Source organism: Bacillus sp. SN1, assembly GCF_002796895.1.
GTDB classification, from domain to species: Bacteria; Bacillota; Bacilli; order Bacillales; family Bacillaceae; genus Bacillus; species Bacillus inaquosorum.
Map to the genome: position 1 here is coordinate 420833 of NZ_PHIE01000003.1, position 19138 is coordinate 439970.

The 19138-nt window shown below is 38.6% G+C and carries 18 protein-coding genes and 5 pseudogenes; 13 read left to right on the forward strand and 10 right to left on the reverse strand.

All coding sequences use genetic code 11. The features are described 5' to 3' along the window. Positions 1-100: 100 nt before the first annotated feature. Positions 101-364 carry a CD3324 family protein gene (locus CVV77_RS13760; protein ID WP_019258993.1) on the reverse strand — a complete coding sequence of 88 codons (264 nt, stop codon included), beginning with the start codon at positions 362-364 and terminating at the stop codon, positions 101-103. Positions 365-810: 446 nt separating this feature from the next. Here CVV77_RS13760 and csn point away from each other — a divergent pair. Next, positions 811-1647, forward strand: a pseudogene (gene csn / locus CVV77_RS13765) (chitosanase). A 274-nt stretch (positions 1648-1921) separates the two neighbouring features. Here csn and CVV77_RS13770 read toward each other — a convergent pair. Further along, on the reverse strand, positions 1922-3025 hold the full coding sequence (locus CVV77_RS13770; RefSeq protein WP_100275692.1) for a 2-methylaconitate cis-trans isomerase PrpF family protein: 1104 nt from the start codon (positions 3023-3025) through the stop codon (positions 1922-1924). Between the two features lie 142 nt (positions 3026-3167). Between CVV77_RS13770 and CVV77_RS13775 the strand changes: the two genes are divergently transcribed. From CVV77_RS13775 to CVV77_RS13790, 4 genes and pseudogenes are all read left to right on the forward strand, one after another. After that, a complete protein-coding gene (locus tag CVV77_RS13775) occupies positions 3168-4037 on the forward strand; it encodes a LysR family transcriptional regulator (protein WP_019258990.1) in 870 nt (289 codons plus the stop codon). Between the two features lie 115 nt (positions 4038-4152). After that, the gene (locus CVV77_RS13780) at positions 4153-5469 is read left to right on the forward strand and encodes a citrate:proton symporter (protein ID WP_019258989.1); all 1317 of its coding nucleotides are present in this window, start codon (positions 4153-4155) and stop codon (positions 5467-5469) included. Positions 5470-5481: 12 nt separating this feature from the next. Further along, positions 5482-5760: pseudogene (locus tag CVV77_RS13785) on the forward strand (sigma-70 family RNA polymerase sigma factor); the annotation flags it as partial. A 145-nt stretch (positions 5761-5905) separates the two neighbouring features. Beyond that, on the forward strand, positions 5906-6661 hold the full coding sequence (locus CVV77_RS13790) for a metal-binding protein ZinT (protein WP_100275640.1): 756 nt from the start codon (positions 5906-5908) through the stop codon (positions 6659-6661). A gap of 847 nt (positions 6662-7508) precedes the next feature. On the opposite strand, the gene nikE is transcribed toward CVV77_RS13790, so the two are convergent. Genes nikE through nikA form a run of 5 tightly spaced genes read right to left on the reverse strand, consistent with a single transcriptional unit; the run spans position 7509 to position 12604 of the window. Continuing rightward, positions 7509-8330: a nickel import ATP-binding protein NikE gene (nikE, locus tag CVV77_RS13795; protein ID WP_019258985.1), complete on the reverse strand. Its 822-nt coding sequence runs from the start codon at positions 8328-8330 to the stop codon at positions 7509-7511. A gap of 31 nt (positions 8331-8361) precedes the next feature. Next, positions 8362-9189: a nickel import ATP-binding protein NikD gene (gene nikD / locus CVV77_RS13800; RefSeq protein WP_100275693.1), complete on the reverse strand. Its 828-nt coding sequence runs from the start codon at positions 9187-9189 to the stop codon at positions 8362-8364. A gap of 17 nt (positions 9190-9206) precedes the next feature. Continuing rightward, a complete protein-coding gene (gene nikC / locus CVV77_RS13805) occupies positions 9207-10037 on the reverse strand; it encodes a nickel ABC transporter permease subunit NikC (RefSeq protein ID WP_019258983.1) in 831 nt (276 codons plus the stop codon). Next, positions 10034-10978, reverse strand: coding sequence for a nickel ABC transporter permease subunit NikB (gene nikB / locus CVV77_RS13810; protein WP_019258982.1), 945 nt, complete (start codon positions 10976-10978; stop codon positions 10034-10036). The genes nikC and nikB overlap by 4 nt, the downstream gene beginning before the upstream one ends. A 9-nt stretch (positions 10979-10987) precedes the next feature. After that, positions 10988-12604, reverse strand: a complete 1617-nt coding sequence (nikA, locus tag CVV77_RS13815; protein ID WP_100275641.1) for a nickel ABC transporter substrate-binding protein — start codon at positions 12602-12604, stop codon at positions 10988-10990. Positions 12605-13256: 652 nt separating this feature from the next. Here nikA and CVV77_RS13820 point away from each other — a divergent pair. From CVV77_RS13820 to CVV77_RS13835, 7 genes and pseudogenes are all read left to right on the forward strand, one after another. Further along, on the forward strand, positions 13257-14102 hold the full coding sequence (locus CVV77_RS13820) for a MerR family transcriptional regulator (protein ID WP_084994264.1): 846 nt from the start codon (positions 13257-13259) through the stop codon (positions 14100-14102). An 81-nt stretch (positions 14103-14183) separates the two neighbouring features. After that, entirely contained in the window at positions 14184-14873 is a 690-nt protein-coding gene (locus CVV77_RS13825) for an arginase family protein (protein ID WP_250622094.1), read from the forward strand. After that, positions 14860-15093 carry a hypothetical protein gene (locus CVV77_RS22425; protein WP_250622093.1) on the forward strand — a complete coding sequence of 78 codons (234 nt, stop codon included), beginning with the start codon at positions 14860-14862 and terminating at the stop codon, positions 15091-15093. Before CVV77_RS13825 ends, CVV77_RS22425 begins: the two co-directional genes overlap by 14 nt. A gap of 445 nt (positions 15094-15538) precedes the next feature. Further along, on the forward strand, positions 15539-16108 hold the full coding sequence (locus tag CVV77_RS13830; protein ID WP_100275694.1) for a flavin reductase family protein: 570 nt from the start codon (positions 15539-15541) through the stop codon (positions 16106-16108). A gap of 395 nt (positions 16109-16503) precedes the next feature. Beyond that, positions 16504-16632, forward strand: a pseudogene (locus tag CVV77_RS22430) (hypothetical protein); the annotation flags it as partial. Between the two features lie 208 nt (positions 16633-16840). Continuing rightward, positions 16841-16996: a hypothetical protein gene (locus CVV77_RS22180; protein ID WP_019258976.1), complete on the forward strand. Its 156-nt coding sequence runs from the start codon at positions 16841-16843 to the stop codon at positions 16994-16996. Positions 16997-17040: 44 nt separating this feature from the next. Further along, entirely contained in the window at positions 17041-17412 is a 372-nt protein-coding gene (locus CVV77_RS13835; protein ID WP_029316869.1) for a YrdB family protein, read from the forward strand. A 159-nt stretch (positions 17413-17571) separates the two neighbouring features. Here CVV77_RS13835 and CVV77_RS13840 read toward each other — a convergent pair whose 3' ends face one another. The 3 genes and pseudogenes from CVV77_RS13840 to CVV77_RS13850 form a co-directional block, all read right to left on the reverse strand. Next, positions 17572-17649: a YjcZ family sporulation protein gene (locus CVV77_RS13840; RefSeq protein WP_080010850.1), complete on the reverse strand. Its 78-nt coding sequence runs from the start codon at positions 17647-17649 to the stop codon at positions 17572-17574. A gap of 164 nt (positions 17650-17813) precedes the next feature. Continuing rightward, positions 17814-18147: pseudogene (locus tag CVV77_RS13845) on the reverse strand (aspartate/glutamate racemase family protein); the annotation flags it as partial. Between the two features lie 37 nt (positions 18148-18184). Beyond that, positions 18185-18454, reverse strand: coding sequence for an LCI fold-containing protein (locus CVV77_RS13850; protein ID WP_100275642.1), 270 nt, complete (start codon positions 18452-18454; stop codon positions 18185-18187). A 224-nt stretch (positions 18455-18678) separates the two neighbouring features. Here CVV77_RS13850 and CVV77_RS13855 point away from each other — a divergent pair. After that, a pseudogene (locus tag CVV77_RS13855) lies at positions 18679-19089 on the forward strand (phage tail assembly chaperone). The last annotated feature ends 49 nt before the right edge of the window (positions 19090-19138 follow it).

Here is a 19138-nt window from a genome sequence, read left to right on the forward strand (position 1 = left end):
TACACAATTGGCCAATGGTATCATATGCAGAAAATAACTAAGAAATAAACTCGCCATATCAAAAAGCACTGATTACATTTCATCAGTGCTTTCGTTTTGTTTATTTAGAGTAGACAATTTTTTTTATTGTTTCAGTAGAGAGGTGATATTCATCAGATAATTGATTAATTGTTTTGCCGTTTTTAAATGCTTTTTTAATAGAAGTGTTTCTGTCATCGATTAGCTTTCTTGTTCCTGAACACGCACCCCATTTTTGATGAGAGGTTTCAGGCTTAGGGATATATATTGTTTTTCCTTGAACGTACTTTTGAATTTCTGATATCAGCTTTTCAGGTAAAATAGCGGTTGCTTTTACATATGCCATATCTGCCAGCTCCTTATTTTTTTATAGCCAAATAAGGTGCAAAGCCACTATATCGAAAAGCTTACTTGGGCGATCTTTTAGAAAGTCTACCCCATGCAAAGTATCGCCTTTCCAATAATAGGCTTTGCATGGGACGTTGCGGAATCTAGCATTCTTATCTTACTTGCCATTTTCATCACCTCCCAACTATTCGATGATCATTTCCATTATAAAATAGATTAAAGCCTTATTGCATTTTGTTAAATAAAGTTGCAGCAAAAGGGATTCTCCCAGAGAGAGGGGGGCTAAGGCTGATTGGCAATAAAAAAAGAGTAAAATTCAAGCTGCCAGCCTTTTATTATTACTTTAGATTCAAAATATTGACAAAACGATGTATTTTCAACAATAGAGCAGCCCCTTGCTGTATACTGTGTCTGTATTTACAATATTTAGTAGGAGGTAATCGAATGAAAATCAGTTTGAAGAAAAAAGCGGGTTTTTGGAAGAAAGCAGCGATTTCATCACTTGTTTTCACCCTGTTTTTAACCTTGATGATGAGTGAAACGGTTTTTGCGGCGGGACTGAATAAGGATCAAAAGCGCCGGGCAGAACAGCTGACCAGTATCTTTGAAAACGGCACGACGGAGATCCAATACGGATATGTGGAGCCATTGGATGATGGAAGAGGCTATACATGCGGACGGGCAGGCTTTACAACAGCTACCGGGGATGCATTGGAAGTAGTGGAAGTATACACAAAGGCGGTACCGAATAACAAACTGAAAAAGTACTTGCCTGAATTGCGCCGTCTGGCCAAAGAAGAAAGCGATGACATCAGCAATCTCAAGGGATTCGCTTCCGCCTGAGAGTCGCTTGGAAATGATAAGGAATTCCGCGCTGCTCAAGACGCAGTAAATGACAGCTTGTATTATCAGCCTGCCATGAAACGATCCGATCATGCCGGACTGAAAACGGCACTGGCAAGAGCTGTGATGTACGATACAGTTATTCAGCATGGCGATGGTGATGACCCCGACTCCTTTTATGCCTTGATCAAACGCACGAACAAAAAAGCGGGCGGTTCACCTAAAGACGGAATTGATGAGAAGAAATGGTTACATAAATTCCTGGATGTGCGATATGACGACCTGATGAATCCGGCAGATCCTGACACCCGTGATGAGTGGAGAGAATCGGTTGCCCGTGTGGACGTGCTTCGCTCAATCGCCAAGGAGAACAACTATAATTTAAACGGACCGATTCATGTTCGTTCAAAGGAATACGGTAATTTTGTAATCAATTAAGCAGAGAGTGAAAAGAAACCGCTACAGATGAACTAAATCTAAAAGATACCAAAGATGTTGGTATCTTTTTTTATTTGCAGTAAAAAAGTATTCAATTTTCTCTATAACGATTAGGTTTTGGTATCCTCTGGGGTAATTATCCAGATGGATCAGGTTTAGTGTCCGGTTCGGTTTTTGGGTAGACTGCTGGGTCCAAATCCTCAAAATTTTTGAAGCAGACAGTTTGGGAAAGAAGCTGCAATATGTAAAGGGGAGCTTATTACAGAGCCCTCCTTTACATCATTTGATAGTCACCCTGTGTATAAACTGCTCCGTCCATAATACGTCGTGCGGTACGGACGATTTTTATACCAGAGGGCTCCAACATTGTTTCGATGATACCAGAAGAATGAGCCAGTCGAACCTTTGTAGAATGGATTTTTGCTATTCTTGCAGGGATTGTACCTTCCACTGAAAGTGCTGTCGTTGTACATATCGCCCCAGTGACAGCTAGTGCTTGATGAGGCTTTTGCATGGACATCATCCTAATGTGTAAGTCCATCTCAACGTTTGAATGCCAAGCACCTGTACTATCCTTATATTTCTCTGGTTTTGATACTATAGCTAGTTTGGGGACAGCTGGTGATAACTTTGTAGCAGAAAATCGATTGGCAAAGCCGCATTTCTCTGCAGCAATGGATCTTAATTCTTCAAATTGAGCCAGCTGTAGATCAGTAAATTCTTCTGCAAGTTCTGTTCCATCCAGGCCGATACTGCTCGCTTCCACAAAAACTAATGGATTTGCATAGTCGATAATAGACACCTCTATTTGACCTTGACTTGTATCTAAAAACTCCGAACTATTTCCAGTAGGCAATAAATGACCAGTGACTGAACCAGCAGCATCATGAAAGTTTAAATAGATTGGAGATCCAGATCCAGGTACTCCAGATATAGTAACATCTCCGTCATATTTGACCTGACCGTCTTCCACTTCCACTTCCGCAATGATCATTTTATTCGTATTGGTATTCAGTATCCTTACCGTAGTCATTGGTTCTGTCGCTTTTACAAGTCCTTCTTCGATAGCAAATGGACCAACAGCAGCGGAGATATTTCCGCAGTTCCCCTTAAAGTCCACTTTTTTTTCCGAAATACTGACTTGACCGAACGTGTAGTGAACATCAATATCCGATGTATATGCTTTCTTTATTATTGCCACTTTACTAGTAAGGGAATTACCGCCACCCAAACCATCTATTTGTCTTTTATCAGGACTTCCCATGACATCAAGCAAAAAGGGCTCCCATTCGTTTTTATTGTTAGGCATAGCTGATTCATGGAAAAAAACGCCTTTGCTTGTTCCGCCTCTCATGATTGTTACGTTCGTCTTAACCATCTTCATCATCCTCATCCTAAAGGTAGTATTTTATGTTTTTTAGTGTAGAAGGTAAAAAGATGAAAATAAAATATAAATTTTCTTAATATTCAATAAAAAAACTTTTATAATTGTGAAAGAATGACTAGAAAGGAAGATGAAAATGGATGAAAAAGATTGGATTTTATTGAAAATTCTTTACGAAGAACAAAGTGTAACAAAAACAGCAGAGCGATTATTTACGTCACAGCCTTCCATCACTTATCGGTTGAATAAGATTGAGGAGAATTTCGGAATTGAATTATTCACCAAAAGGCATAAAGGAATTACCTTTACTGCGGAAGGAGAACACTTAGTTTCTTATGCAAGAAGAATGTTACAGGAACTCCAAGATACCAAAGATAATATCTCTAATCTAAGCAAAGAGGTGCAAGGACATCTAAGACTGGGGGTTTCAAGCAATTTCGCTCAATATAAGCTCCCTAAGTTATTAAGGGAATTTTCCATTATGTATCCTAATGTCCAATATAGTGTACAAACAGGCTGGAGTACAGATGTCATGAAATTATTAGATGCTGGTATTGTACAAGTCGGTATACTGAGAGGAAGCCATCGCTGGAAAGGGGAGAAGGAACGGCTGACACGGGAAAAATTACATATCATCTCAAAAAAACCAATAACGATAGATCAACTTCCTTTTTTACCTTTTATCAAATATAAAACGGATGCTTCTTTAAAAACGATAATAGATGATTGGATGCATACTAATCTAAAACAAGCACCCATCATTGCAATGGAAGTGGATCGACAAGAGACTTGCAAAGAGATGGTAAAGCATGGTCTTGGTTACTCCATAGCACCAGAAATTTGCCTGCGGGAATCTGATCATTTGTACACAATGGAACTATATAATGCTAAGGGTAAGCCATTAATGAGAGATACTTGGCTAATGTACGATCAAAAATCATTAGGAATCAAAATCGTTAAAGCATTCATTGATTTCTTAAAGGGTGAACAAATGGTAACCATTTAATATGATCATAGAATTTGTTTTGCAACACAGTAAAAAAATATTTATTTAACTTATTACACCGTATAGGATATGTTAATCAAAAAGTCATTTGAAAGCGCATTCATGGAGGTGTAATATGCTTACTATTTTAGGTTTTTTGATGGTAACTGTTTTTACAATATTAATAATGACAAAGAAAGTCTCGCCTATTGTTGCCTTAACCATCACTCCTATTGTTTTTGCTCTTATTGGAGGTTTTGGTAAGGATATTGGTGACATGATTTTAGAAGGAATACAAACAGTTGCAAGTTCAGCGGCATTGCTGTTGTTTGCAATTCTTTTTTTCGGAATTTTAATCGATGCAGGTTTATTTGATCCACTAATAAAAAAAATCTTATCTATAGTAAAGGGAGACCCTGTGAAAATAGCGATAGGGTCTGCCGTATTGGCAATGCTTATCGCTTTAGATGGAGACGGTACAACTACCTATATGATAACAGTCTCAGCAATGTTACCTTTGTATAAAAGAATTGGTATGAATCCCATGGTTATGGCGACATTAGCAATGCTGTCGTTGAGTATCATTAGCGGAATGACTCCATGGGGTGGACCAGCTACAAGAGCTATTTCAGTGCTAGGTTTAGATCCTTCAGATTTCTTTGTGCCATTACTTCCGACCATGATTGGAGGAATTGCATGTGTAATATTTCTGGCCTTTCTAATGGGCAGGAAAGAAAGGAATCGAATAGGCATCGTTAAATTAGAGCCTAGAAATATAACAAAAGACAGCTCTCAATCTTATATGGCAGCTACGTTGGATGGCGAGCAATTGAAAAGACCACGCTTAATATATCTTAATTTATTCCTTGTTATAAGTATCATGGTGTTGATTGTGCTTGGAACTAAGCATCCATCCGTTTTATTTTTAATTGGTTTTGTTCTTGCCCTTACTATAAATTATCCGAATTTAAAGATGCAGAAGGAGCGAATCGCCGAGCATTCTGGTAATGCAATTACTGTAGTATTATTGGTATTCTCAGCTGGAGTATTTGCTGGTATATTATCCGGGACAAAGATGGTGGATGCCATAGCAGGATCATTAGTATCCATCATCCCCTCATCAATGGGGCAGTTATTTCCAGGTATTGTAGCACTCACTAGTATTCCGTTTACTTTTGTTTTATCAAATGATGCATATTACTTTGGAATGGTACCTATCTTTGCAGAAGCTGCCTCAGCATATGGTATAGAACCAGTAGAAATTGCAAGGGCTTCTATAATGGGGCAGCCAGTTCATCTGATGAGTCCATTAGTTGCATCAACACTACTGTTAGTAAGTATGCTTAAAATTGACTTAGGATCCTTTCAAAGGTTTGCCGTTAAGTGGGCTGTAATTACATCTTTAGTTATTACTTTGTTAGCAATAATTACAGGGGCTATCACTATTTTGTAAAGAGACACTCCTCTGCATTTTGATGACAATGCAGAGGAAGCAGCGGTTTGGATTCGCTCGACCATCAAAAGGTTGCCGGAAAAGTATCGAGAGGCGCTCGAACTGACTGAATTTCAAGGGTTATCACAAAAAGAGTTAAGTGAAAAGCTCGGCATTTCTTACTCGGGCGCAAAATCAAGGGTACAACGCGGACGGGGAAAATTAAAACAGCTGCTTGAAGGTTGCTGTCATTTTGAAGCGGATCGATATGGAAATATCGTAGACTTTCGTATTGTAAAGGAAACTGACTGACAAAGTCAGTTTTTTAATGAAATTGGCCATCAGCTGCCAGATACGATTCAGTCATATGAGGAGCATTTTCCCTTTGATGTTTGCAAGGGATATATGTATAATATAAATCGTAACGTTTTCGATTTAATGAAAAAGGAGTGTTGGAATGAAGATTTTAATTGCAAAGAGGTTAGGTATATTAACTATTGGTTCATTACTCGTATTGGCAGGATGTCAGACTTCCGGTTCATCTAAAGGTGAGTCTCATAAAACAACATCATCCTCAGCAGTTGAAGAAGACTCTTCTAAAACGCAAGAGCAAACATCTGAAAGTCATACACACGAACATTCTCACGATCATAGTCATGCACATGATGAAGAAACAGAAAAAATTTATGAAGGCTATTTTAAAAACAGCCAAGTAAAGGATCGCTCACTTTCTGATTGGAAAGGAGATTGGCAATCTGTATATCCATACCTGCAAGATGGTACTCTTGACGAAGTGTTTTCATATAAATCGGAACACGAAGGCGACAAGACAGCTGAAGAATATAAAGAGTATTATAAAAAAGGGTATAAAACAGATGTTGAGCGTATTGTAATTCAGAAAGATACTGTAACGTTCTTCAAAAATGGAAAAGAATATTCTGGTAAGTATACGTATGACGGGTACGAAATTTTAACATATGATGCAGGCAATAGAGGGGTGAGATACATATTCAAACTAGCTAAAAAAGCTGAAGGGCTTCCTCAGTATATTCAGTTTAGTGATCATAGTATCTTTCCGACTAAAGCTAGTCATTATCATCTCTATTGGGGTGACGACCGTGAAGCTTTACTTGATGAAGTCAAACACTGGCCTACCTACTACCCGTCAAAAATGGATGGACACGATATTGCCCATGATATGATGGCGCATTAAATGATGATTACCATGAAATATGATGTTCTTTTATAATAAAGTTGTTCTGTAATTTATAGAATGCGGAAACACGCCTAGACCTTTATGAATGCTTAGATGCCCCTGTGTTAGCTGCTGGCTCCTCGTCAGCAGCTTTTTGCTTCTGTAGTTTTCTTCCGTTTTTTTCTCTCCGCCTGTCGGTGACTTCTATTTCATTGACGCCTAGAAAAAATAAACAAAACATTAATAAAACAACGCTATTTCATTAATAAATGTAAGATACGATCAATAATAACTTGACGGTTGGGGAAAAGCTTTTTGAGATAAGAGTAAGGGAGAGTATGATGAAAAAATGAAATTACTAAGGATGAAGAAGCATTTAGTAGTGGCTTTATTTTCTCTGGTATTATTTCAGAGGCTCCCGGAAACCTTGGAAGGGCTTCATGGCTTGGTTAAATTTAATAGAATCCTCATTCATGGACGAAATCTATTAAAAGTACGAATAGATTATGAGGAGCCTAATCCACCTTGCTATTTTTCCTAATGAGGCATGAAAAACATTTTGTCGTTTAAACATAAAATAATAAACGGTTTAGAGGGTGTAGAAAAAGAACCAATGGTTTAAAGCCAACGGTTCTTTTTCTTTGTCATATTTAAAGCAGGAAAAATGGTTGAAATGCGGCATGTGCAGCCGTGAGTTGAAGGAATGTAACAGATCGCAGTCATCATTTGATGCAGTTAACGGTGCAACCGTTCTATTGATATCAGCACTCCATGCTTTGAACAACAAAAGACATGCCGTACTTGTTAAAGCAAATATCATGAAAAAACGATGTAACCGGGAATGCTATATCTACACGCGATTTTCTTATTGTAGCATCGTCCCTCTTCCTATCGAACGAAAGCGCGGGTGTTCTGCAAGTATGGAGCTTCTCATTTCTTTTACTGCTGGATGGTCTGATGCAAAGAACTGAAGTTTGGACTCGTAAAGCTCAACTAATTTTCCGTTATCCAGTACACCTAGTGTGTCACTCAATTGATAAGCGGCTTTCAAATCATGCGTAATAAAAAAATACGATAACCCAAACTCGTCTTTGAGCTCTTTTAACAAATCGAGTATAAGCGTTTGGGTAACCATGTCCAGACTGCTGACTGATTCGTCTAATACGATCAGTTTCGGTTTGAGCGAGATTGCTCTGGCGATATTGATCCGCTGCAATTGACCGCCGCTGAATTGGTGCGGATATTTTGTTAAATCATTTTCGCTTAGGCCTACCCTTTCCAGCAACTCGATAATAGTTCGTCTTTGTTCCGCCGTAGTGAGGGTTTCATAGTTTTCTAATGGTTCTGCAATAATCCGTTCCGCCGTCATTCGCGGGTTGACGGACGAGTATGAATCTTGAAAGACAGCTTGAAGGTCACGACGGATTTTTCGCCGGATCGATTTATCTGCGCTATACATATCATGGCCTTGAAAAAGGATTTGACCTGATTGCGGCCGTTCTAAACCAAGCAACACTTTTCCCAATGTACTCTTACCGGCTCCACTTGCCCCAATCAAGCCTAAGCATGTACCCTTCTCAATCGAAAAGCTGACATCGGAAAGGACTTGTTTAGATTGAAATTTCCATTTGAACAATGAACGCTCCGCATAACGATGAGAGACTTCTTTCACTTGTAATAAACTCACTTGTTCACCTCATTAAAATGCCGCTCTTTTGTCAAATTGACCCAATGGCACGTTCATCAATTGGCAATGTCAAACGTGCACTTAATAGCTTCTTTGTATATTCATGCTTTGGTGCATCAAACAGCTGAAACACATCTGCTTTTTCTGCGATTCTCCCTTTCTGCATCACAGCGACTTCATCCGCCATTTCAGCAATGACGCCCAGATCATGAGATATAAGCAAAATCGCCGTTCCACATTCAGAGCGCATGGCGTCTAAATGTTTCAGCACGGTCTTCTGATTATTTACGTCTAGTGCAGTTGTGGGTTCATCCGCAATGAGAATGCTTGGATGTAAGCATACAGCGGTTGCAATCATCACCCGTTGAAGCATTCCGCCGCTTAATTGAAAAGGGTAAGATTTTAAAAGTTTAACAGGATTGGATAAGCTCACATTATGCAATGCTTCTATTGCAAGCTCCTTTGCCTGCTTTTTGTTAAAAGACGTATGAGAGCGAATCGTTTCAATCATTTGATGACCAATCGTAAAAACGGGTGTAAAAGCGTTCATCGGATTTTGCATAATATAGGCAATATCTTTACCACGGATATTACGCATTTCTTTATCTGCCAATCCATTTAATTCTCGGCCTTGTAATGAAATGCTTCCTTCCACCTTGGTTGTTTTCTGATGAAGCATCTGAAGAATGGACATGCCTGTTACTGTTTTTCCGCATCCGCTCTCACCAATCAGGCCAAGGACTTGACCGCGCTTCAGTTCGAAATTGACGTGTTGCACTAGAGTTGAAACTCCTTCGTGCGTTTTGGCCTGTACATGCAAATCTCTAACTTGCAGCACTGGTGATTGTTCTGTTCCCAACTTCTTCATTCCTTTTATCATCGACGTTTGATTCCGTATTTTTCTGATAAGCTCTCGCCCAATAAATTGAACGTTACAACCACAATCATGATCATCATCCCTGGATAAATCATCAACTCAGGGTTCGTCCGGATATACGATTTACCTTCATGAATCATCGCTCCCCATTCCGCAGCCGGTGGCTGGACGCCTAATCCAAGAAACGACATAGCGGATATGTCCATAATGGCCCAGCCCATTTCCAATGTACCCATGACAACGAGGGGAGGGAGCACATTAGGTATGATATGTTTTTTCAGAATCTTCCATTGTGATGATCCATTGATTTTTGCGGCTTTAATAAAGTTTTCCTCTTTCAGACTAAGCACCATTCCTCTAAAGATTCTCGCATAGTAGACCCATTGCACAAGCATGAGGGCAAGAATGACTTGAGGAAGTCCAGGTCCGAATATGCCTACTAGACCAAGAACTAAAATTAAGTTCGGAAAGGCCATCACACCATCACAACATCTCATTAACAAATGATCAATCCATCCGCCTTTATATCCCGAAATCGTACCGACGATGAGACCGATCACAAGTGAGGAAATAAAAATGAGCACTGCAAATCCCAAAGAAATTCGTGTTCCGTACAAAAGGCGGGATAAGTTGCATCTTCCTAAATGATCAGTTCCTAAAGGGAACTCCATGGATGGAGGGTGCAGCTTATATGCCAAATGAACAGCAACAGGGTTATTCGGCGCAATCCAAGGGGCAAATACAGCGATGAGAAATAGGATTGATAATATGATGATACATGCCGTTATCACTTTTTGACTTTTATATATCATGCGTATGCTTGTGATCATCGATACTGCCCTTCTTTCCTGGAAATGCGCGGATCAATATACATTTGAATGAGATCAACGATTAAGCTGCTCAATATAAAAAATGTGGCGGCTATGAACACATAGCATTGAATGACAGGGATGTCACGATTGAAAATGGCCTCAATAAAATAACGGCCAAAGCCAGGCCAAGAAAAAACCACTTCAACAATAATTGTTCCGGTGAGAAGTTTGCCAAGATTCATTCCTAGGCCTGTAATCATCGGAGAAATGGCCATTTTCAATACATGCTTAGCCATAATGCTTTTATTCTTCAGTCCTCTGATTTTTGCGTATTGTACATACGGTTCTTGCAGGTTTTCTATAACACTGGCGCGCAAAAGCCTTGTATACATTGCAATTAAAGGAAGCGCCAGCGTCATTGACGGCAGTACGAGGTGCTGCCATGTTCCAATTCCTTCTACTGGAAAAAGATCTAATTGAACAGAAAAGAAAAAAACCAACATATACCCTAACCAAAAAGTCGGAATGGATGCCCCGAAAAAGGAAATGAAGCGACTGATATGATCAATTGCGCGATTTCTTTTGATTCCCGCAAAGAAGCCGAGAGGCACACTGACAAGCACCGCGATCAATAAACTCCCAAGAGCAAGTTCGATCGTTGCTGGCATTCGGAGTGTTACCTCGTCCCAAACCGGCTTATTCGAAACATAAGAAATGCCGAAATCCAATTGGCATATCTTCAAAATAGAGTTTACATATTGAATAAAGAATGGTTGATCTAAGCCAAACTCATGTCTTTTTTGCTCTAGAATGTCATCGGTTGGCTGGATATGCGCTGCGGCTACATATGCTTCAGCCGGGTCAACCGGTGAGAGTTGAATCATTCCTGTTGTCAGAAGCGTGGCTAAAAGAAACACTGGTATGATGGACATGATTCGTTTTAATATATAGATGCCCATAAAAGCCTCCTACTGCTTAATGCGAATACCTGAAAATGGATGTTCGTCACGGTTGGCAGGGAAAGTAAAGTCTGTAATATTCTTTTGGTAGATCGCTGTCTTTTTTATATAAGAGATAGGAACGATGGCTCCCTGATCTTGAAGGGATGTTAAAATAGATGAGTAAAGATGTTGACGCTCTTTTTCATCAGTTGTTTTGGGAACCCTTTCCATCTGCTTCAATAGCTCATCCTTGTTTGGATATGCCGAAATCGCTTCATTAAATCCAAATCCTTTTGACGCGACAATGTTTACAAATGTATGCGGGTCATAAGGCGCGCCATAGTTGCTAAAGAAGTTCATATCAAATTCATTCGCTTTGAACCGTTTAACCTGAGTTGCCAATTCTACTCCTTCAAGATTCAACTTCACCCCAATCGCTGCCCACTCTGCTTGCAGCGTTTCTGCCATTGCTTTTTGAATGGATTCCGCTGAATCATACATTAAACTAAATTCAAGAGGCTTTCCGTCTTTCTCACGCACCGTCTTGCCATTAGGAAGCTTCCAGCCTGCTGCATCTAATAACGCTGCCGCTTTTTCCGCATCATATTTCACTGGCTTTACATCAATATCAGACGTGTATGGGAAGGTTGTCGGCAAAATATAATCTGCTTTTTCTTCTAACCTGGAGGTAATGCCTTCCACCATGGCGTCTTTATTAAAACCATAGTGCAGGGCTTGGCGAACACGTTCATCAGAAAGCTGTTCTTTTTTCGTATTCATGACAAGCTGTCTCGTCGCCACCGGTTCGGAAAGGCTTGTTTCATATTGTCCTGTCGATTGCAGCTGCTTATATGCATCCAAACTGATGACGCCTTCACCGTAAATTAAGTCCAGTTCACCTTTTTCAAATGCGAGTACTCTTGTTTCTGCGTCTGGGATGACTTTCACCTTGATTTTCTCGGCTTTAGGCTTTTCACCCCAATAATTTTCATTGCGTTTAAAAATCGCATATTCATCGGTTTTATGCTCTTCCAATACCCATGGACCCGTCCCAACTGGTTTTGCTACACCTTTTGATGTATCACCATCTTTAGGGAATCCAGCCTCTCCTAAAAACCGAACAGGCCGTACAACTGCCAGCTCCTGAATGGTTGGATAATATGATTCAGTCAGTGTCAATTGAAATGTATGATCATCGATCACTTTTGTTTGAGCTATTTTTGTAATAAATCCTAACCAGCTATGTAACTCAGGATGTTTTAAAATGGAGTCAAAATTCTTTTTCGCGATTTTTGCATTAAATGTTGTCCCATCAGAAAATGTTACATTCTTACGCAAATGAAACGTATACACTTTGCCGTCATTAGATATATCCCAAGACTCAGCTAAATGCGGTTTAAGCTTTCCGCCCGCTTCATAAGAGACCAAAGGCTCATACACCATTGACTGCGTAAACAATTGGGAAGGATTATAGACATGTGGGTTTATTTCTCCTATATCTCTAGGCCAAGCAATTGTGACCATATTGTTAGGATCTTTCTTCTCTGTTTGTCCTGCATTTGTACATCCTGCTAATAAAATAGAAAAGATGAGCATCGATAAGAAAGTAAATTTAATTTTCAAACGAATTTTCCCGCTAAGCATCTGTATTTCCTCCTAAGTGATGTTGATAATCATTTTCATTTTATGGAGGCAGCATAACCTTGTCAATGTAAGAATATAGGTATTGATTTTGAACCCGATGTTCTGCCAACGGCTGTGGGTAGTAATCGCAACAAAAACAAGTATTGGAGAATAAATGTATAGATAAAATGCCAAAGCTCGTTGCAATCCAGGCAGAGAATGATGCGCCGTTGGCAAGGCATTTATGTCGAACCTACAACAGCTGCAAACTCCGTAAACAATGGAACCACAAAAACCAGTAAAGTAAAACGTGACACAACTCAAAAACTTTTTCATACCTAATCGCATGCTTTCATTTTATTTGAATATAGTGTCTCTACTAATTCCTCCTGATTCTATGGATATTCATCGTCCCTTTATTCCATCTAACACAATGACTTGGACTTCTAACCAATAGATCTGACAAATCATCAATATTGGGGTTAACTTTTATATTTTCTGATTGAGTTCATTCATTTTTGTATCCATGAATCAAAAAAGGATAACCTCTAGTAGTAAACGAAATAAGCCTCATCGACGTTGGTTTTTAAGACAGATTCCAAAACGGATTTTGAAGGTAACCGTGTATAGTGGAAGAAAGAATTCTTAGAACTAAGAAGAAAGGAAGAGATTGATGAAGGAATATTTTACAATTGGAGAAACGGCCCGCTTAAATAACATCTCAATTCAAACATTGCGCTATTATGATAGGATCGGAATTTTCAAGCCTCATTATACTGATCAGGATAATGGCTATCGATATTACCATGTGAAACAGTTCTTTTATTTAGATATTATCAAGTATCTAAAATATATTAGAACACCTCTGGAAGAAATCAAGCGTTTCAGCTCCTATACTTGCACCCCGGAAGATATGCAAAACTTTCTTGAGGGGCAAGAAAGCGTTATTGTGCAAGAAATGGAAAAACTCGAACGCGCTCGTCAATTACTTCATAGGAGAAGGAAACAGCTTAATGAACAATTAGACATATGCAGTAAAAAAGATGAAGGTTTCGTTTATTTTAAGTATATAGATGAACAGACAATATTAAAAGTAGAGACGCCTCAAGTGAATCCTCATGAGCAATCCGGTTTGTATTACAGAAAGCTAGCTGATGTTGTGGAGAAAATAGGAGATGTAGTAGATAACTATTATGGATTCATTTATGATTTCAAGCTCTATAAGGATTCTCGTGACATTTATTGCAATAGTATTTATACAACTGTTTGCAATGGAAAAAAGATAGACATAGGAGAAAAAAACATAAGGTTAGACACGATCCCATCCGGTGAATATGTATGTATCGCATTTGATTGGTCTGCAAAAAATTATGATGAATATTATCAAAAACTTTATCAATATATTAAATCTCATGGCATCCAAACAGATGGAAAAGTATATCAAGTTTCTCTTCCAATCGACTTCAACTCATTAAGAGAAGAAAATTTCCTCACAGAATTAAGAGTGCTAAAAAAATAACGAACCCTTGACCCTATAGTTGCTATAGGGTTTATGATTTGTTCATCATTCTTATGAATATTTGAAAGGAAGGTGTATAAGATGACAAATAAAGAAGATAAGACGCTTCGGTTACTCATGCCGCAATGGCAAGGCGGAAACAACCCTCCGTATGTACTGGGAGCACACTTATTAAACTGGCTTGCTCCTAAAACGAATGGTCCATTTGAAGAAGTACCTGTCGATTTAGATGCGAACCTTGAAAAAGAGCAGGGGATTGTTGGCAGGAGTGTTTTATTAAAGCAAGCTCGATCTGCCAAAAGCTTAATTCAAAAGCACAGGCCTGATCGTGTTATCGTTCTTGGCGGCGATTGCGGTGTAGAACTTGCTCCTTTTGCATACTTAAACGAAAAATACGATGGAGATACCGCTTTGTTATGGGTCGATTTACATCCTGACGTGTCCATTTCTGAGGATTGGCCAAACCACCATGCTCATGTACTTACTAATTTAATGGGTATCGGTGATAAGGAATTCGTCGCTGAGGTACCTCGTCCATTTAAACCGGAACAGGTATTGTTTGTCGGGTTGAACGATATGATGGAAGCACTTCACTCTAAACCGTTGCAGAATATGAAATTCGATATTGCAACCCCAGATGATATTGAAGAAGACAGTTCAAAGGTACTTCAGTGGCTGGATTCACGCAAACCTTCTAAGGTTATCGTTCATTTTGATTTAGATGTACTGGACCTAAGGGAATTCCGTTCTCTCTTAATTGGCGAATCCTGATACTTACGATGAAATGGTTGGAAAAGCTCCAAAAGCATCCAGCATCGAAACAATTATACGGGTGCTTCAAGATGTAGCCAAAGCCCATGATGTTGCAGGATTAGGGATTAAAGAACATTTTCCATGGGATGCGTATAACTTACAAAATATGTTGCAGCGACTTCCATTACTGGGGGATATCAATAAAAAGGATAAAGCCCCATTTAACTGGATCTTTTAAACATGATGAAAAAACTAGAATACTAAAGAACCAACTAATTTCTACATGATCGTCAAGAGAAACGGGATTTTAAGTTTTCCGTTTCGCCGTTAATAAAGGGAAAAGGCTTTACCTATTTTAAAACGAGAATGATTTTACATGATGCAGAAGGTTGTTGTTTACTAAATATCCGTTCGTTGTAGTATCAATGGACGTAATGAATGAGAGAAGAAGTTATTTAACAGTTCACTGCTGTTAATAAAAGCCTGATTAAAGCACACCAGCTCTTGAAGTGACAAATTAGCTCAAAAGTATGGTGAAGGAAGATAGACTCCTCAGAACAATGAAGTTTCATATTAGAGCTGTACGTGCTGCTTTAGCTTTTGATAGCGTTTACGTTGAAACACGTTTTATCGTATCTCAAATTTTAATAAAAAATGAATCTAAAACAAAAGGAGCGATGAATATGAGAGCACCGATAGATGAACCAATTTGGTACGCCTACCCTGGAATGGTAGCTGTAGTTACGGCTCAATATCAAGGTGAAAAAAACGCAATGGCTTCCGGTTGGCATACGTATATCGGATCTTCTCCTGGAATGTATGGGATATCAGTAAACAAAGAGACATATACTTACAAAATGATTGAGAAAAGTGGTGTTTTCGGTGTGAATTTCCTTCCAGGGAAATGTTCGGAATTCATCCAAGCATTAGGCACCCATAGTGGCAGAGATATAAATAAGTTTGAAGAATTTAATATTCAATACGAAGAAGGGCTAAAAGCTGAGATACCAATTTTAACTGATGCGTATTTTGCTTATGAGTGTAAAGTACACAGTATTTCCACTTTGGGCGATCAAGAGTGGATTGTGGGAGAAGTTTTACAGAGATATCAAGATAAAGAGCTTTTCTTAAAAAATGGAATGCCAAATTTAGAAAAATTGGATATTCCGCTTCATATTGGAAAGTCTAGCTACCGAATATTAAATAATAAAGCAGAGGAACGTCAACACGACTTTTATCCCAAAACTGATTGAAACATTCAGGTTCCTCCACATTCATTGTTACGTGGCATACATGCTCATAAAACCACTATGCCTTGGGGTGCAGTGGATTCCGCTGGAAATCCATTGACTTATACTAAGCAAAAAGAAACCTTAGACCGCAAAGCTTCTTCAAGAAAGCTTTGCGGTTTATATTTCTAAGCCCCGATTCACCTCACTCTGAAAAGGTATTTCAACTTTCTCTTTCATCAACAAAGTCCATAAAGAACATTCCCTCACAAAATGAAAAGAAGGATCATGTAATGCGTTATTTCTCTTATCTATTAGCGTTTTTAGCAGGAACAGCTCTTAGCTTTGAAGGAGGCATATATTCCGAAAAACAATAGGGAAATTGGAAACTAGTTTTTACAACTTCTCTATGGGGTCCAAAAAAAGAGGGGAGAGATCCAGTATTTGATCCGGAAAAACTAGGGATAAAGAATGCACATTTTTGGGAGAAAGAGTATCAAGTAATAAAAAACGATGAAGAAGAAAGTAAGGTCAAGGAAGTGCTTTAATATTCTAGGTGAACGAACGATATCCTTAGAATATTCTGGTTAGCTGAAGAACCAAGGGTTTTTAGCCATTGGTTCTTTTACTATTAGATGTTATTAATATGAGGACCAAAAGATTATGGTTTTATTTCATAGTATCGTTCGACAAATTCCGCGAATTGTAGACAACTTCCTGATTATTTGGATAATTATCTGGATAGGAGGGGAAAAGTTGTCATATTTCATTATACTTATATTTGTTGCATTAATCGGAGCATTGGTAACAGCAGCAGTCGGTGTCATATCTTTAAAAGTGGAGATGATCTCTCCGAAAACTCCAATAGAGTCTAAAGAGGAAGAACAGAAAAGCTTTTATACGCTGAAATAAAAGAGAAGAGCATCTCCTGCGGGGTGCTTTTTAATACAGAGGAGTTGGAAAATCTGAATCAAACTAATTTATTTTTAAGATTCGCCCTTGAAATCGCTGCACTCATTTCCATAGGTGTGTTTGCATGGACCCACTTTAATGGTTTTTTTAAATATGTTCTAACATTAGTTTTACCGATTGCAGTTATGATGATCTGGTCCGTGTTTGCAGTGCCTAATGATCCTAGTCGAAGTGGACAAACTGTGATAGCTGTAAACGGGGTAACAAGATTAGTTATTGAATTATTGATCTTTGCAATGGCTGTTGCAGCGCTTTATTTTAGTCATGTAAAAACGGTTGGTATTATGTTTTTTTGTCTAATATTGCTACACTACATAATTTCAGCTGATCGTATAAAATGGCTTCTAAATCAATAGTAAATTAGCAAACACAGTGGACGATTTTTAAAAACATATCGCTCAATATACAGTAATTTCCCTGGTTCAGAAACTTTGCAGGGTGAGTTAGACACATAACAAAACAGACGCCATAAAGATTTCTTATGGCGTCTGATGGATATGGGGTAAGGTGAGTTCTTAACAGCTACCGAAGAAAGATGTCCCAACGATAATTAATAGGATGAATAGCACCACAATTAATGGAAATGACCGCATAACATCACCTTCCTTAAAAGAGGATAGTACATGATATGCTGATCGAGCTCATTCGATAGTGATGATAGTTTAATTGATTATAAAATGAGTTTTTAGTCTAAGTGGAATAATTAATAATACTTTAAACAAACTCAAACTCATCCGGGAATGGGCTTTGTTCTGAAGTGAAAACCTTGTTCCATCGTATATTTAGTACCAAGTAATCCTACTAAACGAATACCTTTTCTAATCATTTCTTGGATATAGCCATTCACATTATGCATAGTATTTATACGTATTACAATAAAATCTGCACCGACTTTTTCTAATGACCTCGCAACTTCCCCCAAAGCTTTACCGATTTTATCCAAAGCTCCTTCGGATTGATAATGCTCACTCCTTAAAATCAACACTATATAAAAGACATTGCCGAGTGCAGCCCCCTAACTTCTTTTTTATTTCCTCATTGATAATTCGATAGTACTCAGCTGAAGATTCAATGGAACAGGAGTTGTCCACAAAAAAAGAGGAAAATCCCCTTATCTCTCAGATACTTTTAATACCAACCTTGATATAAGCCAGTCCATGTGCCGTCACTGTTCTGCCAGGCATCTTTTAAATAGTATTTAACACCAGCAAATACCGTTACATCGGCAAGTTCTCCGCGTGTGTTAGCTGTGAGATATATAGTTTTTATCTCAGCTTGAGGAGTTACTGCCTTCTGACTGGCGCTATCTACAGTAGGGGTTGCAGCAAAAGCAGGAGTAGCGGAAACGAGTAAAGCAAGGGACAGCGCGGAACCAGTTAAAACTTTGTTCAATTTCATTCTAAACACTCCTTTTGTTTTTTAATACAACTGTATTATTACATGAAATACAAAAATATCCAAGGTATTTTTTGTTAATTTTTTGTGAACTTAGTTCACTATAAAAATCCGCCCGATGTGTCTGCTTTTTTTGTTTGATCAAAAATGTAATGATCATAGTTTCAAAGGAGCTAATGGACATGAGTGAAAAACAAAACGAAAAGGTATACGATCTTTCATTCTTTATGCCAGAACAAACAATTGAAGCGGAAGAAGTAAAAGTGGCGATTTCTAAACGATTCGTAGATGAAGAGGGCAACGTTGTTCCATTCATTTTCAAAGCAATTACAACTCAACGAATTGACGAGTTAGAGAAAGAGAATACAACTACAAAAATGTAAAAGGCCGCGGCCGCGTAAAGGAGTTGGACAGCCAACGCTTTTATGGTCGCATTTGAAACAACTGCTTACCCGAACTTTAAATCTAAGGAATTGTGTGAAGCTTACAAAACAGAAGGTTCAGTGGAAGTTGCAAAACATGTTCTTTCTGTCGGCGGTGAATATGCAAACTGGTTCAACAAAGCAATTGATTTTGGCAAAGAGGGGAAGAATAGCTGGTTCACATTCGCAAACAAAGAGGAAACACTATTTTCGTAAGTATTAAGTAAGAATTGCTGCTCGGATATTCACCAAAAGGCATAATATG